This window comes from Okeania sp. SIO2F5 (assembly GCF_010692685.1).
GTDB classification, from domain to species: domain Bacteria; phylum Cyanobacteriota; class Cyanobacteriia; order Cyanobacteriales; family Microcoleaceae; genus Okeania; species Okeania hirsuta.
Genome location: NZ_JAAHGU010000117.1, coordinates 1 through 23099 on the forward strand (window position 1 = coordinate 1; position 23099 = coordinate 23099).

Genomic DNA, 23099 nt, shown 5'->3' on the forward strand with positions numbered 1-23099 from the left:
CAAGGAGGCATGGCCACTGAAGTTGTTTCTTTGATCAGACTTTACCCCGGCCAGTAATTAACGTAAAATACATATCACATATATATTCTACCCTTTTTTTTACTATTTTTTCACTAAAGTCCCGTTAATCTCAAATCTTGTTTCTCAAATCTGTTGATTGTTTAAATTTTTTGAATCCTTTCTTTGATTGTATCTTCAACTATTTAGTCTAAACTCCAGTAAATAATTAGTACAGGACTTACGGAGCGGCACTAATTATAGTGGATATATCTGGCATAATTACCAATTTATACACTATAATTAGCTGTACTACATAAGTCCTGTAGTATTTAAGCGAACATAATATTTAGGAGTTACGCATGAACACTATTAGTAGTAGACTGTTTCATCTTAAGTGTTGCAATAGATGTAGGTTGGGTTGAGGGATGTTAGCGCTAGCTTATCCGTAGGATAAACCCAACAACAATCTTTCTCCCCTACTCCCCTACTCCCCTACTCCCTAATGCACCATTTTAGCTGTGTCAGTCCAGTAGGGTGTGTTAACGGTGGCGTAACTGAGCAAAACCCCATATCTATTGTCAGTGCGTAAGTCCTGATATTATTTATAGCAAGGAAGGAGTTGATGTTTGACATAGATTGATGATCAACCTTAAACAGAGAAATACTTTTGTAGTAGTCATCATAAGTCCTAAGATAGATGTTACCAACATTGAAACAATAATGCCATTAAATACTGACTCAGAAATTAATTCCACGCTAAAACTTGTTAATACTGCCGCTAAAGTTGCTGCTACTTGAGGCATTGACAAAGACCAGATGGTGAAAGCTTGATTCCAACTATAGCGATAGAGAAACTTAGCGATCGCTGTTGCGAGGAATTTATCAATGACTAAAGCTATGCTAACAATAGCAGAATAGTAAATAAAACAATAAGAGTATCTGGTAGAAATTATAGTAATTTTCGTACCCTTGAAATTTTTTGTACAGTACTCAGAAATGTTTTAGTATATAGGCAGCTTTCGGCAATCAACAAATATATCAGGTATGCACTTGTGGGAAATTTGTTAACTCACAAGACTAGAAGTGACAGCCATTTTCTGAGTATGTTCGTGCAGATATTCCAAGAATGTTTGAGCTACTACCGATAATTGTTTGCCAGCTAGATAGGATACATACCACTGTCGCTTAATCGGAAAATTTTGAACATCTAGGGTAGTGAGTTCCCACTCAGAACTTTCGCAGTAGAGAGTATGCTTTGACAAAATAGAAATTCCTAACCCTCCAGCGATCGCTTGTTTAATAGCCTCATTACTACCAAGTTCTAGGCGCACTTTCACATAAATTTTGTGCTTGGCAAATAATTTTTGCACCGCCTGGCGAGTACCAGAACCAGATTCTCGCATAATAAAGGCTTGATTATTGAGACGTTTAATCGGAATATTTCTCTGGCCTGCCAAAGGATGATTTTTGTTCGCTACTAAGACCAGGGGATTATCCATCAAAGCTTCACTACATAGAGGTATATCTTCAGGAGGTTGACTACATATATATAGATCGTCTTGGTTTTCCAACATTCGTCTAGTGATGTTTTGGTGGTTTGTCACCTCCAGAGAAATATCTACACCTGGATACTCTTGGCAGAAATAACCCAAGATTCTGGGTACAAAATATTTAGCAGTTGTAACTACTGCCAAACGTAATTGCCCTTGTTTTGTCCCCTTAATATCAGCTACCGTCATTTCAAAGCGAGCGAGCTGTTCAAATACTTCCTGACAAGTGGCAAATAATTCTCTACCAACATCTGTTAAATAAAGCTGCTTGCCAATTTGCTCAAACAAAGGTATACCTACTGCCTGGCCCAGTTGCTTTACCTGAGCAGAGACAGTGGGTTGAGTAATGAATAACTCTTCAGCAGCCTTAGTAAAACTACCGTGAAGGGCCACGGTCTGAAAGACTCTCAACTGATGTAAGGTTGCCTGAATCAAGAACTTTTCCTCCTAAAAGATAAGAAAAATAAAGAAAATCTTAAGACTGGTATAAGCAATTACAAACTATCAAGTATTGCATTCCCAATTGATTTCAATAATAATCTTGACATAGACGATAGTCAATGGTTAATGTGGGTATCATTGACTTAATTAAATAAAAAAGAAAAACTTATCAATCTTTATGGCTTTTGCTACACAAGTTTTCAACAAAATAAATTTTAGGAATATCAAGGGCGATATGTTCGGCGGTTTGACTGCTGCTGTCATTGCCCTCCCTATGGCACTCGCCTTTGGTGTCGCTTCGGGTGCCGCCGATGCTGGAGCACCTGCTGCGGGTTTGTATGGTGCTGTATTAGTTGGTTTGTTTGCAGCACTGTTTGGTGGTACTCCCACCCTAATTTCTGAGCCTACCGGACCGATGACCGTGGTAACCACTGCGGTGATTGCTCACTTAACTACCACCAACCCAGAAAATGGTCTGGCAATGGCTTTCACCGTAGTAATGATGGCAGGAGTACTCCAAATTATTTTTGGTTTATTGCGGTTTGGTAAATACATTACCATGATGCCTTACAACGTGATTTCTGGTTTCATGTCAGGCATTGGTATAATCCTGATTATCCTGCAAATAGGTCCATTTCTCGGACAAGCTAGCCCCAAGGGTGGTGTAGTTGGGACTATTCAGAACATACCTAACCTTTTAACAAGTATTAATCCTATAGAGACAGGTTTAGCAGCTCTGACAGTAGCTATACTCTTTTTGGTACCAGCTAAGATCAAGAAATTTGTGCCACCACCATTATTAGCATTGGTAGTAGGAACAGTTATTTCTGTTTTATTTTTCTCAGATGCTGGTATTCGTCGCATCGGTGAAATTCCTACTGGTCTACCTAGCTTACAGTTGCCTTACTTTACTCCCGATCAATTGCAGTTAATGGTAGCTGATGCGACAGTGTTAGCAATGCTTGGCTGTATTGATGCTCTGCTGACTTCTGTGGTTGCTGATAGTTTGACTCGGACTCAACACAACTCCGACAAAGAATTAATTGGTCAAGGTTTAGGTAACTTAGCTTCAGGATTGTTTGGTGGTCTTCCTGGTGCTGGTGCCACTATGGGTACTGTAGTTAATATCAATACAGGTGCTCGCTCTGCTTTATCTGGTATTACCCGTGCTTTCATTTTAATGATTGTGGTTTTGGGAGCTGGTAGTTTAACTGCACAAATTCCTATGGCAGTTTTGGCAGGTATTTCTCTCCAGGTGGGTATTAAGATTATTGACTGGGGTTTCCTCAAGCGTGCCCATAATATTTCTTGGAAATCTGCCATGATTATGTACGGTGTCATCGGTCTAACTGTATTCGTTGACCTAATTGCTGCTGTAGGTATTGGGGTGTTTGTTGCTAATGTTCTCACTATCGATCGCTTGACTCAAATTAAATCTGAGGATGTGAAAGCTATCACTGATGCTGATGATGCAATCATCTTAGACAATGATGAGAAAGAATTACTAGACCGTGCTGAGGGTCGGATTTTATTATTCCACCTCAGTGGTCCGATGATTTTCGGTGTTTCCAAAGCTATCTCTCGTCAGCATACACTTCTGAACAACTATGAAGTGTTGATTGTAGATTTGAGCGAAGTACCTCACATGGGTGTGACTTCTGCTCTAGCAATAGAAAATGCAATTCAGGAAACTGTTGATACAGGTCGTCATGTATTCTTAGTTGGTGCTGCAGGCAGCGTCAAACGACGTTTAGAAAAACTGGGAGTTTTAGAGATTGTACCTCCACAAAATATGTTGATGGATCGCAGACAAGCATTGGTCAATGCTGTTGCTTTAGTTACTTCTGATGCTAATATTAATTCTACAAATGCTAAGGTAACTAACGAAACTCGACCCAGTTTTGATAATCTGCAAATTGGTCAAAATCCTTAATGAACAAATTAATTCACCAGTTTCACTTCCTTGAATGATTTGATTTGTAGATCAAGCAGAATCAGCTAATATTAACTCTCAGAGGTTGTTTGTAAAGAATTATGAAGTGTTTTTGCACCTGGCAAATTGGGTATTTTAGCCTATAAATCTGGGATAAATAACCAAGTTGTTACAGTTTAAAGGTCAATCATTGTATATTACACAACTTTACAAACAGTCTCTAAGCCAAAACTAGCTAGGCTGTCACGAATAGCAATCTACGTCAAATTCCTTACAGGGTAAAGATTTCATAACTCCGTTTTTTAGAATATGGCGCTCGCTATATTAAGAGTAATTTTTGCAGCCTTTGACTAATATCTGCAAAATCAAGAATTTTAGGATTATAACTAAACCGCTGAAAAGTATATCTTACAATAATCGTAGTAATTACTTATTAAAAATTATTTTGCTAGTCTCAAGTATTGAAAGCAGCAAAAATGTTTCAAATACCATTTGCGCTCCTCAAAGCTCCGAATGGTGCCCCTACAGATGGTGGTTTAACAGACAATTTGCGTAAGTCCTGAAAATGTTAAAGATTGCCCTTGATTACACTTTGGCTAGTTCTTCCCCAAGTTGGTTGTCGAAAACCTGATGATTTGCATTTGACATTGTATTTCCAATTTGTGCTAGCCAGTACAAATCGGGACACATTTTAAGTTCGAGGTCATGCTTGCCTGCCGTCCTCACCCCATAATATCTAAAATTTAAGGAGGAATTACAACATGGATTTTTTTTCCGATTTCTTGACTCTCTTCCTCGCGAAGTTGCAGTCCCCGACACTTGGCTTTCTGATTGGTGGCATGGTCGTTGCCGCCGTCAATAGCCGACTAGCAATTCCAGATGCGATCTATAAGTTCATCGTCTTCATGCTGCTCATCAGGGTCGGCCTGAGTGGCGGCATGGCGATCCGCGAGGCCGATCTGCTGCAGATGCTGTTGCCTGCGGTGTTCGCCATGGCAACGGGGATCGCGATCGTTTTCATCGGGCGCTACACCTTGGGCTTGCTGCCGAACGTCAAAACCGTGGATGCCATTGCGACCGCCGGCTTGTTTGGTGCCGTGAGTGGCTCTACCCTCGCCGCCGCCCTGAGCCTAATGGAAGAGGAAAATATCCTATACGAAGACTGGGCCGGCGCACTCTATCCCTTCATGGACATCCCAGCCCTCGTGACTGCGATCGTCTTGGCCAGCGTTTATCTCAGCAAGCAGCGCGATACCGCACACGAGGATCTCAGTAAGCAGGAGTATCTCAGCAAGCAGGGCATTACCGCACGCGGGTATCCCAAGCGCGATACTGCTGGCCAGCGGGTCAAGATATGGCCGATCATAAAGGAAAGCCTCCAGGGTTCTGCCCTATCGGCACTGATGCTTGGCCTCGCTCTAGGCATACTAACCCAGCCGGAAAGAGTCTATGATAGCTTCTTCAATCCCCTCTTCCGCGGTCTGCTTTCAATACTGATGCTGGTAATGGGTATGGAAGCCACGGCAAGGCTCGGCGAGCTGCGTAAGGTAGGGCTATGGTACGCCATATATGCCTTTGTGGGGCCGCTGCTGCATGGGTTCATAGCCTTCGGCCTCGGTATGATTGCCCACTACGTCACGGGATTCAGCCTTGGCGGTGTGGTAATTATGGCCGTCATCGCCGCCTCCAGTTCAGACATCTCAGGGCCGCCGACTTTACGAGCTGGTATCCCGTCGGCTAATCCCTCTGCCTACATCGGCTCATCCACAGCCGTCGGCACGCCGGTTGCCCTTGCCTTGGGAATACCGCTCTTCATGGGGCTTGCCCAGGCGCTGATGGGGAACTGATCCCAAAAGGGTAGCTGTTTGCTGATGTTACCCTGGCTTGGCGACCAATGCGACGGCTATTTCAAGCTCTGTGTTGTCTCCGTTTAACAGTCGCGCGACCTAGTAGTTCTAGGCTAGGGCTTGCTGATTAAATATCACGCGCATTGACTGATATCATGTCTGGTTGAATAGTTACATTTTGGAGTAAGGAAGGCAGAAGGCAGAAGCTTTTTTGCCATTTTTACCTTTATTTTATACGCAAATGATGCTAACGGACATGATATGACTTCTTCGCCGATGTCAACCTCCTGCGGGCATGAAAAAGCCGGGGTCATGCCCCGGCTTTTTTAGTTTTACAGACTGGGTTTTGAGTCAGAATTTGTGTGCGTGCAGTACCTCCATCACGCTACAGATATAGGCGATGCCCGAATAATCGTCAAAAAACTGCGCTGCGACTTCATCCGAAATCTTCACCGCCATATCCCGATTGGGGGTAAGCACCTCGATCTTTATATTCGAGTAGGTTTCGGAAACGGTGGGTCCTCCGGACGAGCGCACGTTGCGACTGCCTTTACCGCCAGCGTCCACCACTGTATAACCGGTAGCTCCGGCTTCGTCGATGATCTTGGCGATCTTTTTCAGCAGCAACTTTTCCGTGACGATGACGAGCTTACTGGCTTGCTGGGTCATGTGGATTACCTCTTAACGCGTGTAGTCATTGAACTATACAGAAACTCAGGAAAACTTTAGCACTACGCGCTATCGCGCCGATACGAGTTGGCGAAGGCAATACAATCGCATTCGTGTACACGTTACGTAATAGCGCGCTTGCCATACTGAATATGCTAGCACTATACCATCTATCAGTCAAGAGGAAACGCACTGATGATTTATAGAACCCATTTGGGATCTTTGAGAGCGGTATGTGCTTTTGACTTCCGTCCTCAGTCTGAGCGAGCCAGTGGAAATTCAGGAACGAGAATGGATAAAAAGCGGATGAGACCCCGCGTCGCCCAATAGCAAATCTGGTAGCTTCCCTTGCAGGTAGAAAAATACTCTCATCTCCCCATCTCCCCATCTCCCCATCCCCTCATCCCCCCATCTCCTCTTCCATTTTTAAATAGATCCCAAATGGGTTCTATAGTTGGGGGTGGGGAGTAGGGGAGCAGGTAGGGCTGTTTCATTCTCGATAGACACGGAGACGCACCAGACACGGAGACACGAAGATGGAGCCTTGCTCAAATCCCCGTTAAAAGAACAACTTTTGACTTCTGACTTCTGACTTCTGACTTCATTAACCACCAACAGGTTCAAGCCGAATTAATTGTCCGTTAGGCCGATCGGTTAGAACATACAGTAGTCCATCAGGCCCTTGTCGCACATCCCGCACTCTCTGACCTATAGAAATAGACTCCTGAGTGACAACATTACCCGCTTCATCTAGCTCAATACGATGGATATCTTGCGATACTAACCCACCCGCAAATAAATTACCTTGCCACTGTGGAAAGCGATCGCCACTGTAGAAAGCTAAACCAGAGGGCGCTATTGATGGAGTCCACACTACTTTAGGGTCTACCATACCAGGGCGAGATGTTTCAGGAGAGATGAGTCCTCCAGAATATTCGCGACTGTGAGTAACTGCTGGCCAACCGTAGTTTTCTCCGGCCTCAACAAGATTCAGTTCGTCGCCACCTCGAGAACCATGTTCTGTTGCCCAGACTCTATTCCTTGTGGGGTCAAAGGTGATTCCCTGGATATTGCGATGTCCGTAACTCCATACGGCAGGTTCAGCATCTGTAGAAGTTGCAAAAGGATTATCGGAGGGCACAGATCCATCATCATTTAACCTTAAAACTTTGCCCAGATGACTACGGCGGTTTTGAGCTTGTTGGCGGATAAATTCGCCATTAAACTCAATAGGTGGGTTGCCACCATCACCAATTGTCATTAGTAGAGTTTCGTCAGGCAGCCAAATAATGCGTGACCCAAAGTGTTGCGAGCCAGTTTTGGTCTGAGAAACCTCGAAGATTACTTGCAGATCGCGCAGAGTATTATCCTCAAGTCTCGCCCGTGCAATGCGGGTACGGTTTGCCGAGCGATCGCCGTGGGAATAAGTGAGATAAATCAAGCTATTTTCTGTAAAGCGCGGGTGAATTGAGACATCCATTAATCCCCCTTGGCCAGAAGCAAAAATTTCAGGAAGTCCTGCAACCGGAGTTGGATCTAGAGATCCATCACGCACAATTCGCAATCTCCCTGGTCGCTCGGTAATTAGCATAGTGCCATCAGGAAGCCAGGCCAGACCCCAAGGATGTTCTAGGTCTTCTACCATTGTAATTTTCTGCAAACCTGAATTAGTCGCAACATTTTTAGGAGAGTCGGTTTGATTATTAGAAACTGATGCAGTCTGAGTCTGAGCAGCAGTAGATGAATCAAGTTTAACTTTGGTGGTACAACTTACAGTCCCGAATATAGCGATCGCTATAGTAGTGCGAAATACTATTTTACTTCCTGCTTTTATGAGGCGATCGGGTAGATCGAAGGTTTTTTGGTCGGACTGAGAAAACAAATTATTTTGAAACATATTATTCTGCCACATTTTTATGACTATAGAATCTTTACTACTGCTCAATTATAAGTATTTATCCGAACTGGATATTAAACAAATAAACTGTATTCCTTCCCAAAACTGACAGACACAAAAAAATATGAGCAACCAAACAATCTCGGATTTAAGTCAATAGAGTTAGTGATTCAAATCACTGCCAGATGAAAAATGAGCTAGATATTATACTGTTGGGTGTTATCAAATTCTTATAAACATCGGCCGGGACATTAGAAGTAGTTAAAATCACTTCTTGATGAAAAAGATTCATGATATTTGTCCCATAGAATTATTCAAAAAAAAGTTTTCCAGGCTGCATCACTGACTAAAACACAGAAATATGTGTTCTAGAGGATGGGTTGATTAAAGTCCCGTTAATTAATTTCGGAGCTGAAAGTAAATAGTTTTAACCCATCAAATGTCAACATTGAACTTAATTCACGAGAGTTATTAATGGCCAAAAATTCTAAAAAACTAGACAAGTCTAAAAATTACAATAAAATTAATCACACTAATGAAAATCAATTGGTTGAGTTGCAACTTGATGAACTTAAATTAGTTGTAGGGGGAAAAAGAAGAGGAAGAAGAGTCCCTGGAGACCATGGGGGGGGGTAGTCTACCCCCTGGTGGTTTGTTTCCGTTGGGTTAAGGAGTTAATAGAATTTCAGTAAAAATTTGTAGCTTTTTACACTGTAATTGCAGCTTTAACCCAGAGTCAAGCTGCAATTATTACTTAGTCTATCTAACACCCATCTATACTATAGATTAAGCTATCAGAGTTAAGAAAACGAAAAAGAAAGACTGTTGCCATTTTATTCTTGCAAGGGATACAAAAATGCCTAACTTTGATAACTTTCAAATCTATATAATCTATTACTTAACTTATTTGATAGGTTTTTGGAGCTTTTATATCTCCAGAGCGAGTGCTCAACTAATCCCTGACCGTACCTTAGGAAAAGAAAACTCAGTCGTCACACCTAACACCAATATCAAAGGTATAGAGAGCGATCGCATAGATGGTGGTGCTAAACGTGGTGCTAATTTATTCCACAGTTTTCAAGAATTCAACATTCAACGGGGACGAGGAGTTTACTTTCGCAACCCTGATGGAGTAGCAAATATCCTGACTCGCATTACAGGAAGCAACACCTCGAACATATTGGGCATCCTGGGTGTACTTGGAAATGCTAACTTATTTTTCATTAACCCTAACGGCATAATATTTGGACCAGAAGCTCAATTAGACATCGGAGGTTCCTTCTATGGAGCTACTGCTGATAGCATCTTATTTAAAAATGGATTTGAGTTTGCCACTTCAGATCCTCAAGTTCCTCCGTTACTAACAGTTAATCTTCCTATTGGGTTGAGGTTGCCAGAAAATCCTGGAAGTATTCAAGTTCAGGGGCAAGGTCATAACTTAACCTTCGATCCAGATACCTTTTCTTACGTTAGGGAAAATCGCAATATTGGACTGCAAGTTGGAGTCGGTGAAACCTTAGCTTTGATTGGAGGAGATATCTCCCTGGAAGGAGGGAACTTGACTGCAGAAGGAGGACACATCCAACTAGGCAGTGTTCAGAGTGGGGTGGTGGAAGTCACTAATTCTTCTACCCTTAACTATGGTGAAATATCTGTATTCAGAAATATTCAACTGTCTCAAGCTAGCTCTATAGATGTGAGTGGAGCAGGAGCGGGAGACACTCAAATTCAAGGTCGGGTAATTAAAGTACGAGATGGTTCCATAATTTTAGGGAAGACTTTGGAATCAGAGGATGGAAGTACATCAATTATTAGAGCTTCTGATTCAATAGAGGTAGAGGGAACAACTCCTGATGGTCAGATTATCAGTGGTATTGTGGCAGAAGTAGCTCCGGGGGCAACAGGTAGAGGTGGTAACTTGATAGTGCAGACTAAAAGCCTTCTTTTAAGAGAACTGGGAGAAATCCGTACCACTACATTAGGTCAGGGTAATGGAGGAGATTTAACTATCTCTGCTACTGATGTCGAACTCATTGGAACTTTTGCCGATCAATTTGGGCGTGTTACTGCTTTAAATACTTTTGTGGAGATATTAGGTGAAGGAGATGGAGGAAATTTAAGACTCCAAACAAAAAAATTACGCGTACGAGATGGAGCGCAAATTGCTGTCAATACGTTTGGGAAAGGAAATGGAGGGGATTTAATAATTTCTGCTGATCATGTAGAAATCATTGGGATGTCTCCTGATGATGAATCTATTAGTGGCTTGTTTAATGGGACAGTAGCATTCACAGAAACAACAGAGTTGGGAAATGGAGGAAATTTGATACTCCAAACAAAAAGTTTACGAGTACAAGACGGAGCGCAGATCAACACTTCTACTGGGAGTCAGGGAAATGCAGGAGATTTAATCATCTCTGCTACTGATATCGAACTTATTGGAACTTCTGAGAATAATGAATTTCCCAGTGGCTTATTTGCGAGAGTTAGAGATGAAGTGGCAGGCAATGGAGGAAATGTGAGGCTCCAAACAAAAAATTTACGAGTACAAGATGGAGCACAGATCGCGACTGGCACAAGAGGGGAGGGAAATGCAGGCAATATAACTATCTCTGCTCAAGACATAGAACTGATAGGCACTTTTGCTAATGAAGAATTTCCCAGTGGTTTAATTGCCACAGTACAAGAAGGAGCATTAGGAAATGGAGGAAGTATCACAGTCAATACAAAAAAATTACGACTTCAAGATGGAGCGCAGATCAACGCCCGCAGCAGAGGTGGGGGAGATGCAGGCAATATAACCATCTCTACTAAAAACACAGAAATAATAGGAAAATCTCCCAATGGTATATGGCTAAGTGGCTTAACCGCAGAAGCAACAGATGAAGGAACAGGAAGAGGAGGAACACTAACCATCCACACCGAAACCCTCAATCTCCGCAACCAAGCCGAAATCACAGTCAGCTCCGCCACCCAACAACCAGCAGGGAACCTAGAGATCAACAGCAACAACATCCTCATCGAAAACCAAGCTAGTATCAATGCTGAAACCACAGCAGGCCAAGGCAGCATCACCATCAACAACAACAACAAAGACCTCATCCTCCGTCACCACAGCAACATCACCACCAACGCCACCGGGTCAGCCACCGGAGGCAACATCACTATCAACACCGAAAACCTAGTCGCCCTAGAAAATAGCGACATCTCTGCCAACGCCCAACAAGCCTTCGGCGGCACCATAAACATCACCGCAGCAGGCATATTCGGCACAGAATTCCGCCCCCAACAAACAAACCAAAGCGACATCACCGCCACCTCAGAACTAGGAGCATCATTCAGTGGGGAAGTCAACCTCAACACTCCAGAGGTAGACCCCAGTGACGGACTCGTACAATTTGACGACACCATCGAAGACATCTCAGCTCTCATAGACCAAAACCCATGTCAACGAGGAGAAGGCAGTGAATTCACCATTACAGGTAAGGGAGGTTTACCCCCTACTCCCAGAGATTTTCTCACTCCCTATAACATATCCCAAGAAGAAACTCCTGCTACCTCTGAAAAATTTGTCACCCCATCAGAGCCAGAATTTATCGAAGCACAAGGATGGGTATCCACACCAAACGGCATCCAACTCATCGTCAACCCAGATACTGCTATACCTGTTCGCCCCTGGTTAACTCCTCCCAACTGTGAAAAACTAGATTCTCAACAACTTCAACCCTATCTACTTGCTAGCACTACAGACATAATTCCATCTCCTAATTCTCAACCTCTACAGGTAACTATTCAACAATTCAACTTTCAAGGCAATACAAAATTTAGCAACGAAGAATTACAACAACAACTCACACCATACCTCAATAAAGCGATCGCCTTCAACCAACTCATAGCAGCTCGCACTGCCATTACAGAATATTACACCAAAAATAACTATATCACATCAGGTGCTTTTATTCCTCCTCAAACCATTACTGAAAACGGCACAGTCACTATCCAAGTAGTAGAAGGAAAAATTGATGAAATTGACATTAATATCGAAGGCAGATTAAATGAAAATTATATCAAAAGTCGCTTAGAAAAAGCAACAATAGCTCCCATTAATCAAGACAAACTGCTATCAGCTTTACAATTATTACAACTAGACCCGTTAATTGACAATATCTCAGCGGAACTTTCAGCAGGAGTTAGACCAGATACAAGTGTATTAGCAGTAGAAGTCGTCACCGCTAACCCCTGGCAAATAGCAGCTATTACTAATAACGGGAGAGTACCAAGTGTCGGAACTTTTCGGCGGGGAATAGAAGTAGGTCATGGCAACCTCACAGGTATGGGTGACAGTTTCAATACTCTCTATACCAACACCGATGGCAGCGATCTAGTAGAATTATCTTATGCAATTCCTGTAAATTCTCGCAATGGTCGCATAGAAATGTTTTACCGCTATCAGGATAATGAAGTCATAGAATCACCTTTTGAAAGACTAGATATTCAGTCAAATTCTCACACCTACGAATTAACTTTTCGTCAACCAATAATACAAACACCAAGGCAAGAATTTAGTGTGGGGGTAGGTGCAACCAGGCGAGATAGTCAAACATCAGTTTTAGGAGAAAACTTTCCATTATCAGCAGGTGCTAATGATGATGGTGAGACTAAACTGTCAATATTGCAATTTTTCCAAGATTATCAATTACGAGGAGATAATCAGGTTTTGGCGCTGAATTCCCAGTTTAATATTGGGTTGGGGATATTAGATGCGACGGTGAATAGTGATGAACCAGATAGTCGGTTTTTTTATTGGCGTGGTCAGGGACAATGGGTGCGTGAGTTAGCAACAGATACTTTATTAGTAGTGGGAGGAGATGTGCAGTTATCGCCATCAGAGTTGGTGCCGTTAGAAAGGTTTGGTTTAGGAGGATACAGGAGTGTCAGGGGTTATCGTCAAGATACTCGTTTGACTGATAATGGGGTCTTGGGTACGGTGGAGTTAAGGTTGCCAGTGCCCTGGGTTTCAGGGAAGAATAGGTTATTTCAGGTAGTACCATTTATTGATGGTGGGGTGGCCTGGAATAGTGATGGCGAGGAGGTATCAGGGACCAATGCTTTGGCAGCAGTGGGGGTAGGGTTACAGGTTAAGTTATGGGATAGGATTAATATGCGGTTGGATTATGGAATTCCTTTGGTGGATGTGGACTCACGCGATCGTACTGCTCAGGAGGATGGGTTTTATTTTTCTGTTTCTTCTTCTCCTTATTGACTTTGGTGAATGTGGAATTGTCTGCGGTTGTCTGATAATTAGGCTCATTAGTAAAACGTTCCTGGACTAAATCCTGTAAATCTTTTTCCCAGGCTTGAATATCAGGTGTTTTTGACGTAGGACCTTTTTGATTGCTTTTAGATTCTGGCTCGTTTACTGTTTCTGTTTCTGGGTCAGGTTCTTGTTTTGGGTGCAAATAATTTCCTATTATCTCTTCAAGTAATTTTTCCGGCTTGACTCCCTGTTGTTTGGCTAAAGCTCTTAATTTGTCCCAGACATCCCTGGGTATTTTTGCTGTGGCTAAAAGAGGTGTTGTTTCCCCGGTAATAGTAGTTTCTATGTAATTAGCTGTAATAGGTTTGGATTGATGTTTTGCTTTATCCAGCACTTCTTGCCAACAACTCATCGTTTCATCAGCCTCCTCACTGACTTGACTAACAGAAGTGGCTAATCTTGTAGCTTGAGATACGTTGTCTGGCAGCTCGGTGAATCCTTGCAATATCAAGTTCCAAGATGTTTGAGCCGCTTTAATGACTTGTTTGACGTAATAGACCGATTTTTTCAAACCTTTTACGCAATATTGTTTGAAGGTTTTAAATCCTAAATTTTCATAAAGCTTATAAATTTGAAAAGCTCTCAAAGCCATGCCTTCTTTGATATAGGCATATCTGTCGGCCAGCATATCTATTTCCAGAGAGGCGATCGCATAATCGCCATTTTTCCAGGTGTTGTCCCAAAACAAATCGCAAAATTTATCTAGATGGCCATCTGCCCATTGAGGAAGTTCTGGGTCATTAAAAGGTATCTCGAATCCGTGGTTATATAAATTTCCAATCATAAGTAAGAAAGTAAGAAAAAGTAAGGTTAGTAAGTAAGGGGTGAAGTAAGGAGATCAAACCCCACCCCGAAAGATATCCAATAGATAGTCACTAAGAATAAGTATGCTGATGTCGCTTAAGGACTAGGTTTTAACTGTTTGAACTGCTTCGTTGGGCGTCACCTCCTGGAAATTATTTCTGTATAAATATAACTTTACAATAACTTCTGTATACAATAGTTGTCAAGAGTTTAGTTAGAATCTTTCTATACAGAAACAATGGATACTTTAGAAGGACATGGCAAGACATCCAATTCACGGAGTGAGAAAAGAACGAATCAACTTGACGATAACGCCAGAATCTCGGCAAAGGTTGAAACAGATAGCAGAAGCTTTGAACACCAGTCAAGGAGAACTACTAGAGAAGTGGATAAAAGCATGGGACAAACTGGAATCCGTTGGATTATTGGGGGAATTCTTGGCCTGTTCCGGGAAGTAATAGACGAAGCTTTGAGTTATATGGACGATGATGGCGAAAGATTAGAAAAAAGACTAGCAGATCATAAAAATAAGAAAGCTAGTTTTTTAGAAAAGTCAGCAGCACTAGAGAAGGAAATCAGCCGCCTATTGGAACAGGTCGAAAAGCTTCCAGAAGAAGCAACAACAGAAGAAGAATAAACTCAGGTAGCCGATCGCAGCAATGTGGTCGGTATTTTTGCATCGACATAAATTAGAGAAGTGCTATACCGTGAATATTGGTGTAATAATTGTGGCCATCATTGGCCTCATACAAATACTGTAGGGATTATTTTTGAGGAAATTTAATCAATATGCAGAATCTATTCAAAAAAATTTATCAATTTATTAGTAACAAAAATAGGCTAAAGATCGGGATATTACAGTGGATAGCGATCGCTCTATTTGGTTTTTGTATCAGTCTGGGAATTAATTTTTTATCTCCCATTTTAGCACAATCTTCTCCTTCTAGTTTAATCCAGCAAGGAGTCCAATTGTTAGAGCAGGGAAGGGCGGAAGCTGCATTGGAAGTTTGGCAACAAGCAGAAGTTATTTATCGGAAAAATAACGATCATATTGGCGAAATTAGAAGTCAAGTTAATCAAGCTCAAGCATTAACAAGTTTGGGATTTTATAGACGTTCTTGTGATACTGTGCTACAAGCATTTGGCAATGATTTACACTGTGAACGCTTGACGGAAAATGACTTACAAACTGTTTTGTCAAGATTTAATACATCAAATACTAATCTCAATTTTCAAGGGCTACAAAGTTTGGGAAATGGATTGCGTGTATTGGGAAAATTGGCTTTATCTCAAAGGGTTTTAGAAGCTAGTTTTCCATTGGTAAATTCTCAAAATATCGAAGGTCAATTATTGTTAAATTTAGGAAATACAATTCTTTCTCAAGCTCAAGGAATTGCTAATTTTAAGCTCAGAGAAAAAGCAGAAAGACAAACTATAATCCAAGGTTTATCTTATTATGAAAAAGCAGTGACTGTTTCTGATGAGGAATTAATTAAAATTCAGGCAACTATTAATCATCTTAGTCTGTTACTTGAATTAAACCAACAATGGCAGAATAATTCAGGTGATAATTGGCTGCAACCTCATGTGCAATTTCAGATTGATACTTTACCTCAAATTATTCAAAATTTAAATAAAATTAATCCCTCTCCTAATTCAATTAAAGCAATAATTAAATTAGCCGAAATATTGATTAATTTTGAGCAAATAAACGCCAAATTAAGTTTAGCTCAACTACAGAATAATTTTGCCGAATTAACTTTACCAAATACTATTAATGAACAATTCCTCAATCAAGCAATTCAACAAGCAAAAATTATTCATGATTCTCGTTTAGAAGCTTATGCCATTGGAATTCAAGGAAAATTGCATCAAAACATGGGAAAACTAGAGAATGCACTTAATTTGACAAATCAAGCCTTGGCGATCGCTCAAAAAATCTCTGCTTCAGATATTGCTTATCAACTCCAAGAACAATTGGGAGATATTTTTATTCAACAAGGAAATTCCTCAGAAGCACTTTTAGCTTACAAATCTGCTTTTAATACCCTGCAAGTTTTACGACGCAACTTGGTAGCTTTAAATAGAGATATTCAGTTTGATTTTCGGGCAAATATTGAACCTTTATACAGAAAACTTGTAGCATTATTACTTCAGCCTGAATTTGGTTCAACTCAACCAAAATTTTCTAATATAAAAGCAGCTCAGAAGGTAATTGAATCTCTACAATTAGCAGAATTAGATAATTTTTTCCAAAATGCTTGTGTCAATACTGAGGATATTAATATCGATGAAATTGATAAAAATGCAGCGGTTATTTATCCAATATTGTTAGATAATCAATTAAGTGTTATTCTCAAAATGCCGGGAACTGACAACTTTCGTTATGCTTCAGTAAGCGATCAAAACTTTGCAGCACAATTTCAGGAAACCTTATTTAATCTTAGAGTTTACATTAAAACTATAAGAGGAATCAACAAAGTTAAATTACCATCTAATCAACTTTATCAGTGGTTAATCAAACCCTTTGAAACAGATTTGGAAATAGATTTAGAACGCGATAACAGTAAAATTAAAACCCTAGTTTTTGTTTTGGATGGGTTACTCAGAAATATTCCCATGTCTGTATTATATGATAGTGATCGCGAACGTTATCTCGTGGAAAGATATGCAATTGCAGTAGTACCGGGTTTACAATTAGTCAATCCCAACCCCTTATTAAAAGAGCAAGTACGAGTATTAACTGCCGGAACAAGTCAAAAAGCACCTAGTTATGAATTGGAAGGTTTTAGTCCACTACCCAATATTCAACAAGAACTGGAAGCTATTGAAAAAACTGTACCAAAATCCGAGAAATTAGCAGACGAAAAATTCACGAAAACTAACATTCAAGCTCAGATTAACTCTGAACCTTTTAACATCATCCATATTGCAACTCACGGACAGTTTAGTTCTAATCCAGATGATACCTTCATTTTAGGATGGGACGAACGTATTAATGTTCGAGATTTAGACCGATTGCTTCAGACTAATAATTTCACACGATCAGGGCGATCGATCGAATTATTAATTTTAAGTGCTTGTCAGACTGCATTGGGAGATACGCGAGCAGCATTGGGTTTAGCCGGAGTTTCCATTCGGGCAGGCGCTCGTAGTGTTTTAGGGAGTTTATGGAATGTTAATGATGCCTCTACAGCAGAATTAATGAAACAGTTTTATCAACAATTATTGCAGTCTGGTAGTTCACAACTCAGAAAAGCGGAAGCACTGCGTCAAGTTCAAATGAAATTTATCAAAGGAGAAATAGAATTAAATGCAGATTACGATAAACCCTATTATTGGTCATCATTTATTCTTGTTGGTAATTGGTTATAGTTGTTAAGGAAGAAGGAAGAGGGAAGAAGGAAGAGTTCATTAATGGATAATGGATAATTGATAATTACCTCTGGTTAAAACCGTTACGGAATTGAATATAAGGAATATTTTCTTTTCTCTTGGTCTCATGGATATGGCGAGGAGACCTCGCCATCCCTCGACCGCTTTTTCCCCGATCAATGGGAGGCTTTAAACCAGAATTATTTAATTATTAATTATTAATTATTAATTATTCGCTAAGAGGGAAGATTTATATCACAGGACTTAGGCAAATTCACCTTGAAAACGCCATATGTAGAGGCGTTAGCGGAGCTTTGCATTAGCAAATGGCATTCGCCCTCACTCGATTTAGTGTCCGTGCGTAAGTCCTGATAGTATAATTTCATCTAACCTTTTTTATCACTGTTTTTTGATCATTTTTTAGCGGAAATAACTGAGCAGTTACAAAATCCTAAAACAATTACAAATCAATAGACATCTCCAATAATAAAAAATGGTAGTCCTGCATAGTAATGGTATACAAGGAACAAGGGATGCTTGGCACGGGAGCAAGATGCTCCCACTGCCATACCTCATAATAAAAATAATGCAATGCACTACCATTACAATGCACTACCACTTAAAAAATAAAATCAATTACCGCACAGAAATTATCAATTATTTCCCCCTACTCCCTCTTTTATGAAGATGTCTAATACTTTTAACTTTTGACTTTTAACTTCCACCTAGCGGCACTAGCTTCTCAGCGAACCTAAAAGAAACTCCCCAACGGAAGACTCTTCATAATAATCTAATCCTGTGATCTTAGCAAAATTATCTGAATCTCCAATCCCCAAAGCACAGGGAGCTAAGTGCATTCCCGTTGCCATCAAATAAAAGGTTTGATACAACACACCAACGTGCTTTAATATCAAAGCATAAGCAATTGATTCATATTTCCAAAATAGTCGTCCAAACCTAGCTGTTATTACCAACAAAACTTGAGGTTTGTCTTGTTGCCACTAGATGTGTAAGCATCCTCTATCAACTCCTCCACATCTGAATTCCAATCGGAAATTTGATACAGACAATGCTCCAAAGGTTGATAGTGATAGACTCCTGCTTCCAACCCTTGACAACGGTTAACTACTGGATAAATTTCCAATTCATAAATTGCACCGCCACAAGGATAAGGACGATAGTTTAAATGGAAAGTACCAAATTATTCGGTTTCCACCGTCTCTATTTTCTTAATTCTGGCGCAACAATACAAAAGTTTTTCCAATTGTTGCACCCTTATTGGTTTCTCGTCGTACTCCCGAATAGACTGGCGTAACTCTAATGCTTTTGTCAACGGAATGTCAATTTGACTCAAATATTCTAAATTGGGTTGCACCAATTTAATTACCTTGTCACTCATTGGTGGTTTAACAATGGGTAAGTGTTCAGTTTTACCAAAAAATCGCATTGTACCACCAGAAGGGTTATTATGTCTTCCAAGTCGAGAGCGACTGTGAAATAGCAAGTCGTGAAATTCCCAATACATGAGGGGGGTGGGTTCCGTTTCTGGTGATAACATTTGAGTTGCCATTAACAGAGCTAGAAATTTTTGGGCAATTTCTTCCGTAATATCGGGAATATCTGTACTCAAACTGCTAGCGGTTTGTGGTTGGGACAATTTAGCAAGCAAAGCAGCACATCGCCAGTCTAATGCAACTATTTTACTTTGAGAAAGGGGACATTCTATAATTGTTTCTCCTTGGTTTTGATGTAAATAGGCAAAACGGGATAAGGTGAATTTTCCTTGTAGTTGTTAAATTTCTGGAGACTCGAAGCGATAATTTTTTTCTACTATTGGGATAGCTGTTGCCAGGGGGAAAACGGAATGGCAAACGCAACCGATGTTTATTAATTTCTGCCTAATCTGGAATTAGAGGCAATAAGTCAGGGCAGTCAGTTCACTGAAGAAGTAGCTTCTGAATTAGCCAATGAAATTGACTCTGCTGTTTGGTCGAAAGTTAAATCTAAACTTTTTAATCCATAAACTGTGATCAAAAAAAAGTACCTATTATAGTTGATACAAATATTTTATTTTCAACATTGCTCAAAGAAAAATCCAGTTTTAGTTAGTTATAGCGCTGTGCGCAGGCAACAGCTCATCTGGCAACAGCTCATCTGGGGGAATAAAAAAACCATAATATAAGGCTTTTAGCTATTGGACAGTTCTTGTAATTTGTAAATATGCCAGCGCACATTGCTATACTACTAAGTTCAAATTATGACTTTTTTATCTGCGAGCAAGTGCTAGTATAATTATTTAAGCGTAAGGAAAAAATACTAAAAGCTAGTCAATTAACTGAAGAGGAAATTATTAAGATTTATCAGATACTGCTCAAACATATTAATCTCTATAAAGAAGACTTGATTTTAGCTGAAAATTTAGTAACAGCATATCAGTTGTGTCAGGATATTGATGAAACTGATACTCCTCATATAGCTCTAACTATAGAATTAGATGGCTTGCTTTTGGCGTGGAGAAAGACGAGTTTTTGGATGTGTTATTCATATTGAGATTAGGTCAGGGAAAATTTGGGTTCAACGAGATGGAACTGAAGTAGGAATAGCTAGGGAGTTAATTGAAGCGGGGGTGCCTAAGTCTGATATTGTACTAGGATACAGGTCGCCTTATATGCGTAAATTTACAAACTTGGGGATGGTTATAGCTGAAGTCAGAAGTTAAATTGAAGAAGGCAGGAGGCAGGAGGAGATTCAAGACTTCTCTTTGAAGGCAGAGGGCAGGAGGCAGGAGGCAGGAGGAGATTCAAGACTTCAATGTAGTTCTACCATTGTTACTTTTGACTTTTGACTTTTGAATGCATGCCTTTTGACTTGAAATGGAGCGATCGCTTATTTATTACTGTGAGATGGGGGCGTTTTGGTTGAGAACGATTAATTTAAGATGGAAACCGCCCCTACTGTTGCAAAATTTTCGGCTTTTGTTACTTTTAACTTTTGACTTTTGCCTTTTGAATTAATTGAGAGCGATCGCCCTCTTCTTACTTTTAACTTTTGCCTTTCTAGCTCCTGCTTACTGCCTTCTGCCTCCTGCCTTCTGCCCCCTGCCTTCTTCGTAAAAATCACTTCATTAAAACCAACTAATTTTGTACCTCACCATCACAGAAATTGTTATATAATCAACACAAAAATAAAGTAAGTAGTAAAAACAATGAAGTTTATCAGCCCCAAAACTGACTTTGCTTTTAAAAAAATATTTGGTTCTATTCACAGTCAAAATATTCTCATTAGCTTTCTCAATGCCATAGTTTATGACAATCAAAATATTATTCAATCTCTCAAAATAATTAACCCCTATAACCCTGGAGTTACTAACACTATTAAAGAGACTTAGTTTGATGTAAAAACACTTTTATATAATGGTTATACAGTCATCATTGAAATGCAAGTATTGAATGTAGAAGGTTTTGAAAAACGAGTAATTTATAACCTAGCTAAAGCTTATGGAAATCAATTAGATGTAGGTCAAGGTTATATGATGTTAACCCCTTTTATCGCTTTAAAAATTACCGATTTTGTTTTATTTGAAAATGAAAAAACGGATAAAATGATTACTAAGTTTAAATTTAAAGAAGAGACAGGATTGTTTAATTATCAAGATGAATTAACTTTAATGTTTTTAGAATTACCGAAATTTAACAAAGAATTATCAGAATTAGAAACCCTCAGTGATAAATGGATATATTTTATTAAATCAGCGCCAAATTTAGAAGTAATACCCTCTTCATTAGGAGAAGTATCAGAAATAGAGGCGGCATTAAATATAGCGAATAAAGCAAATTTAAACAATGAAGAATTAGAGGAATTAGAGAAACAGGAAATGTTGATTAGAGATAAGAAAGGAAAAATTAGTTTGGCGATAAAGGAAGGAATTGGTATTGGACGGGAAGAAGGAATTGGTATTGGACGGGAAGAAGGAATTGGTATTGGAATGGAAATTGAACGGGAGCAAATAGTGAAACAAATTTTACGTCAAATTCGCAGAAAGTTTGGAGAAATAGCTCCAGAAGTTAAAACTCAGATAGAGCAGTTATCTATGGAAAAATTAGATATTTTAGGAGAAGAAATTTTTGATTTAGCAACCATCATAGATTTGGAAAACTGGTTCGCTAATTAACAAACAAAAAGCAGAAGGTAGGAGGGTTAGGAGGCAGGGGGCAGGAGGCAGAAGGCAGGAGGAGATTCAAGACTTCAATTTTTGTCACTTTTGAATTTTGACTTAATTGGGAGCGATCGCTACTTTCTGCCTCCTGTTATAATTACGCTCCTAGTTTTGCTATGGCCCGATAGATAAAAAAGGGCTAGAGCAAAACTACAAACAAATTACTTCTGCCTCCTGCCTCCTGCCTCCTGCCTTCATTTAGGCACAGACCAAGACCGCACCTTACCCAAAGTCACAGGCATTAAGTCAGACACATCAATAGTAAAACGATAAACTTTCTTTGCTCTCCTAGTATTGTCTGGATTAAAAAACTTCAACTTCACATCCCAACAGTTACTATTATAACGACAGAAGGGACTCTTCTCTACCTCTATACTGTGCAACTCCATGCCGATCGCCACTGCTTCAGAAATAGTCGCCGTTGCTTGGAAAGCATTTGTTGCTGCAAAGTTGAGGGCGCGATCGCGGTCTGCTTGCCCCAAATTCCGCAAGTCATAATAAACCCGTTCCAAAAAGCTTCTCAGAGATTTCCGTATTGCCTCCTCTTCTGCCTCTGCTCGTTCGGCACTGACTGACTCCAAGGCACTATCTATCAGAGTATTCACCGTCCAACCATACATTCCCCTGGGACTGTTGATTTTGACCAGAGGTAGGGTTTGCCCAGAAAACAATTTTACCGTTTGGTCTGTTAATCTCCCCGTAATACTCACCCTGTCGATGTAATCTTCATGGTCTTCTGCTTCCACTTCTCCTGCCAACATATTTTGCAGAGTTTCATAAATATCGTCGGCAAATGCACCTACAGGTCTGAGAGCATAAATAGGAGTTAATTCTATACTAAATATCCAGATTAAAGATTTCGCTTCATATAAATTAGCATCCAGATAATCAGCCATCTGACGAGCATCATAGGGATTACAGGTTCACAATCCTCGATTAAGCTTGGATTTACCTTGTACCCGTCAGTAATATCAAGAAAACAAGCCCAACCTTGAATCATCTGCCATAATATTGTGAAGGTAACGGCGCAGCGATCGCCCCCGTACAAAC

General features: G+C 40.2%; 17 protein-coding genes and 3 pseudogenes. 9 read left to right on the forward strand and 11 right to left on the reverse strand.

What is annotated here, in order from left to right; all coding sequences use genetic code 11:
* Positions 1-602: 602 nt before the first annotated feature.
* Entirely contained in the window at positions 603-803 is a 201-nt protein-coding gene (locus tag F6K27_RS25415; RefSeq protein WP_287274429.1) for a hypothetical protein, read from the reverse strand.
* A 261-nt stretch (positions 804-1064) separates the two neighbouring features.
* A complete protein-coding gene (locus tag F6K27_RS25420; protein ID WP_124142930.1) occupies positions 1065-1985 on the reverse strand; it encodes a LysR family transcriptional regulator in 921 nt (306 codons plus the stop codon).
* A gap of 184 nt (positions 1986-2169) precedes the next feature.
* Here F6K27_RS25420 and F6K27_RS25425 point away from each other — a divergent pair, with 184 nt between their 5' ends.
* Both F6K27_RS25425 and F6K27_RS25430 read left to right on the forward strand, forming a co-directional pair.
* Positions 2170-3924: a SulP family inorganic anion transporter gene (locus F6K27_RS25425; RefSeq protein WP_287274431.1), complete on the forward strand. Its 1755-nt coding sequence runs from the start codon at positions 2170-2172 to the stop codon at positions 3922-3924.
* Positions 3925-4685: 761 nt separating this feature from the next.
* Entirely contained in the window at positions 4686-5771 is a 1086-nt protein-coding gene (locus F6K27_RS25430) for a sodium-dependent bicarbonate transport family permease (protein WP_287274434.1), read from the forward strand.
* A gap of 351 nt (positions 5772-6122) precedes the next feature.
* Here F6K27_RS25430 and F6K27_RS25435 read toward each other — a convergent pair whose 3' ends face one another.
* Both F6K27_RS25435 and F6K27_RS25440 read right to left on the reverse strand, forming a co-directional pair.
* Positions 6123-6440 carry a P-II family nitrogen regulator gene (locus tag F6K27_RS25435; protein ID WP_124142929.1) on the reverse strand — a complete coding sequence of 106 codons (318 nt, stop codon included), beginning with the start codon at positions 6438-6440 and terminating at the stop codon, positions 6123-6125.
* A 604-nt stretch (positions 6441-7044) separates the two neighbouring features.
* Entirely contained in the window at positions 7045-8337 is a 1293-nt protein-coding gene (locus F6K27_RS25440) for a PQQ-dependent sugar dehydrogenase (protein ID WP_287274435.1), read from the reverse strand.
* A 474-nt stretch (positions 8338-8811) separates the two neighbouring features.
* Between F6K27_RS25440 and F6K27_RS25445 the strand changes: the two genes are divergently transcribed.
* Both F6K27_RS25445 and F6K27_RS25450 read left to right on the forward strand, forming a co-directional pair.
* Positions 8812-8973 (forward strand): hypothetical protein, encoded by a 162-nt coding sequence (locus F6K27_RS25445; RefSeq protein ID WP_287274437.1) that lies wholly within the window; start codon positions 8812-8814, stop codon positions 8971-8973.
* Positions 8974-9193: 220 nt separating this feature from the next.
* Positions 9194-13600, forward strand: a complete 4407-nt coding sequence (locus tag F6K27_RS25450) for a ShlB/FhaC/HecB family hemolysin secretion/activation protein (protein WP_287274439.1) — start codon at positions 9194-9196, stop codon at positions 13598-13600.
* On the opposite strand, the gene F6K27_RS25455 is transcribed toward F6K27_RS25450, so the two are convergent.
* Positions 13494-14438: a hypothetical protein gene (locus F6K27_RS25455; RefSeq protein WP_287274441.1), complete on the reverse strand. Its 945-nt coding sequence runs from the start codon at positions 14436-14438 to the stop codon at positions 13494-13496. The two genes, F6K27_RS25450 and F6K27_RS25455, sit on opposite strands and share 107 nt — an antisense overlap.
* A 258-nt stretch (positions 14439-14696) precedes the next feature.
* Between F6K27_RS25455 and F6K27_RS25460 the strand changes: the two genes are divergently transcribed.
* On the forward strand, positions 14697-15095 hold the full coding sequence (locus tag F6K27_RS25460) for a hypothetical protein (protein WP_287274442.1): 399 nt from the start codon (positions 14697-14699) through the stop codon (positions 15093-15095).
* Between the two features lie 152 nt (positions 15096-15247).
* A complete protein-coding gene (locus F6K27_RS25465; protein WP_287274444.1) occupies positions 15248-17833 on the forward strand; it encodes a CHAT domain-containing protein in 2586 nt (861 codons plus the stop codon).
* Positions 17834-18567: 734 nt separating this feature from the next.
* Here F6K27_RS25465 and F6K27_RS25470 read toward each other — a convergent pair.
* Genes F6K27_RS25470 through F6K27_RS25480 form a run of 3 tightly spaced genes read right to left on the reverse strand, consistent with a single transcriptional unit; the run spans position 18568 to position 19562 of the window.
* Entirely contained in the window at positions 18568-18810 is a 243-nt protein-coding gene (locus tag F6K27_RS25470; protein WP_287274446.1) for a SagB family peptide dehydrogenase, read from the reverse strand.
* Positions 18801-18977: a hypothetical protein gene (locus F6K27_RS25475; protein ID WP_287274448.1), complete on the reverse strand. Its 177-nt coding sequence runs from the start codon at positions 18975-18977 to the stop codon at positions 18801-18803. The genes F6K27_RS25470 and F6K27_RS25475 overlap by 10 nt, the downstream gene beginning before the upstream one ends.
* 57 nt (positions 18978-19034) lie before the next feature.
* Complete coding sequence (locus F6K27_RS25480; protein ID WP_375339719.1) at positions 19035-19562, reverse strand: hypothetical protein; 528 nt, start codon at positions 19560-19562, stop codon at positions 19035-19037.
* Between the two features lie 626 nt (positions 19563-20188).
* Between F6K27_RS25480 and F6K27_RS34030 the strand changes: the two genes are divergently transcribed.
* Positions 20189-20383: a PIN domain-containing protein gene (locus F6K27_RS34030; protein WP_353736069.1), complete on the forward strand. Its 195-nt coding sequence runs from the start codon at positions 20189-20191 to the stop codon at positions 20381-20383.
* On the forward strand, positions 20328-20552 hold the full coding sequence (locus F6K27_RS25485) for a XisI protein (RefSeq protein WP_287274452.1): 225 nt from the start codon (positions 20328-20330) through the stop codon (positions 20550-20552). The genes F6K27_RS34030 and F6K27_RS25485 overlap by 56 nt, the downstream gene beginning before the upstream one ends.
* Positions 20553-20761: 209 nt before the next feature.
* Here the strand turns inward: F6K27_RS25485 and F6K27_RS25490 are convergent, their stop codons facing one another.
* A complete protein-coding gene (locus tag F6K27_RS25490; protein ID WP_161564432.1) occupies positions 20762-20953 on the reverse strand; it encodes a hypothetical protein in 192 nt (63 codons plus the stop codon).
* A gap of 85 nt (positions 20954-21038) precedes the next feature.
* On the opposite strand from F6K27_RS25490, the pseudogene F6K27_RS25495 reads away from it, so the two are divergent.
* Positions 21039-22004 (forward strand): annotated as a pseudogene (locus F6K27_RS25495) (Rpn family recombination-promoting nuclease/putative transposase).
* A 239-nt stretch (positions 22005-22243) separates the two neighbouring features.
* On the opposite strand, the pseudogene F6K27_RS25500 reads toward F6K27_RS25495, so the two are convergent.
* Positions 22244-22966 (reverse strand): annotated as a pseudogene (locus tag F6K27_RS25500) (PatA/PatG family cyanobactin maturation protease); the annotation flags it as partial.
* Positions 22963-23099: pseudogene (locus tag F6K27_RS25505) on the reverse strand (IS1 family transposase); the annotation flags it as partial. The pseudogenes F6K27_RS25505 and F6K27_RS25500, both read right to left, overlap by 4 nt.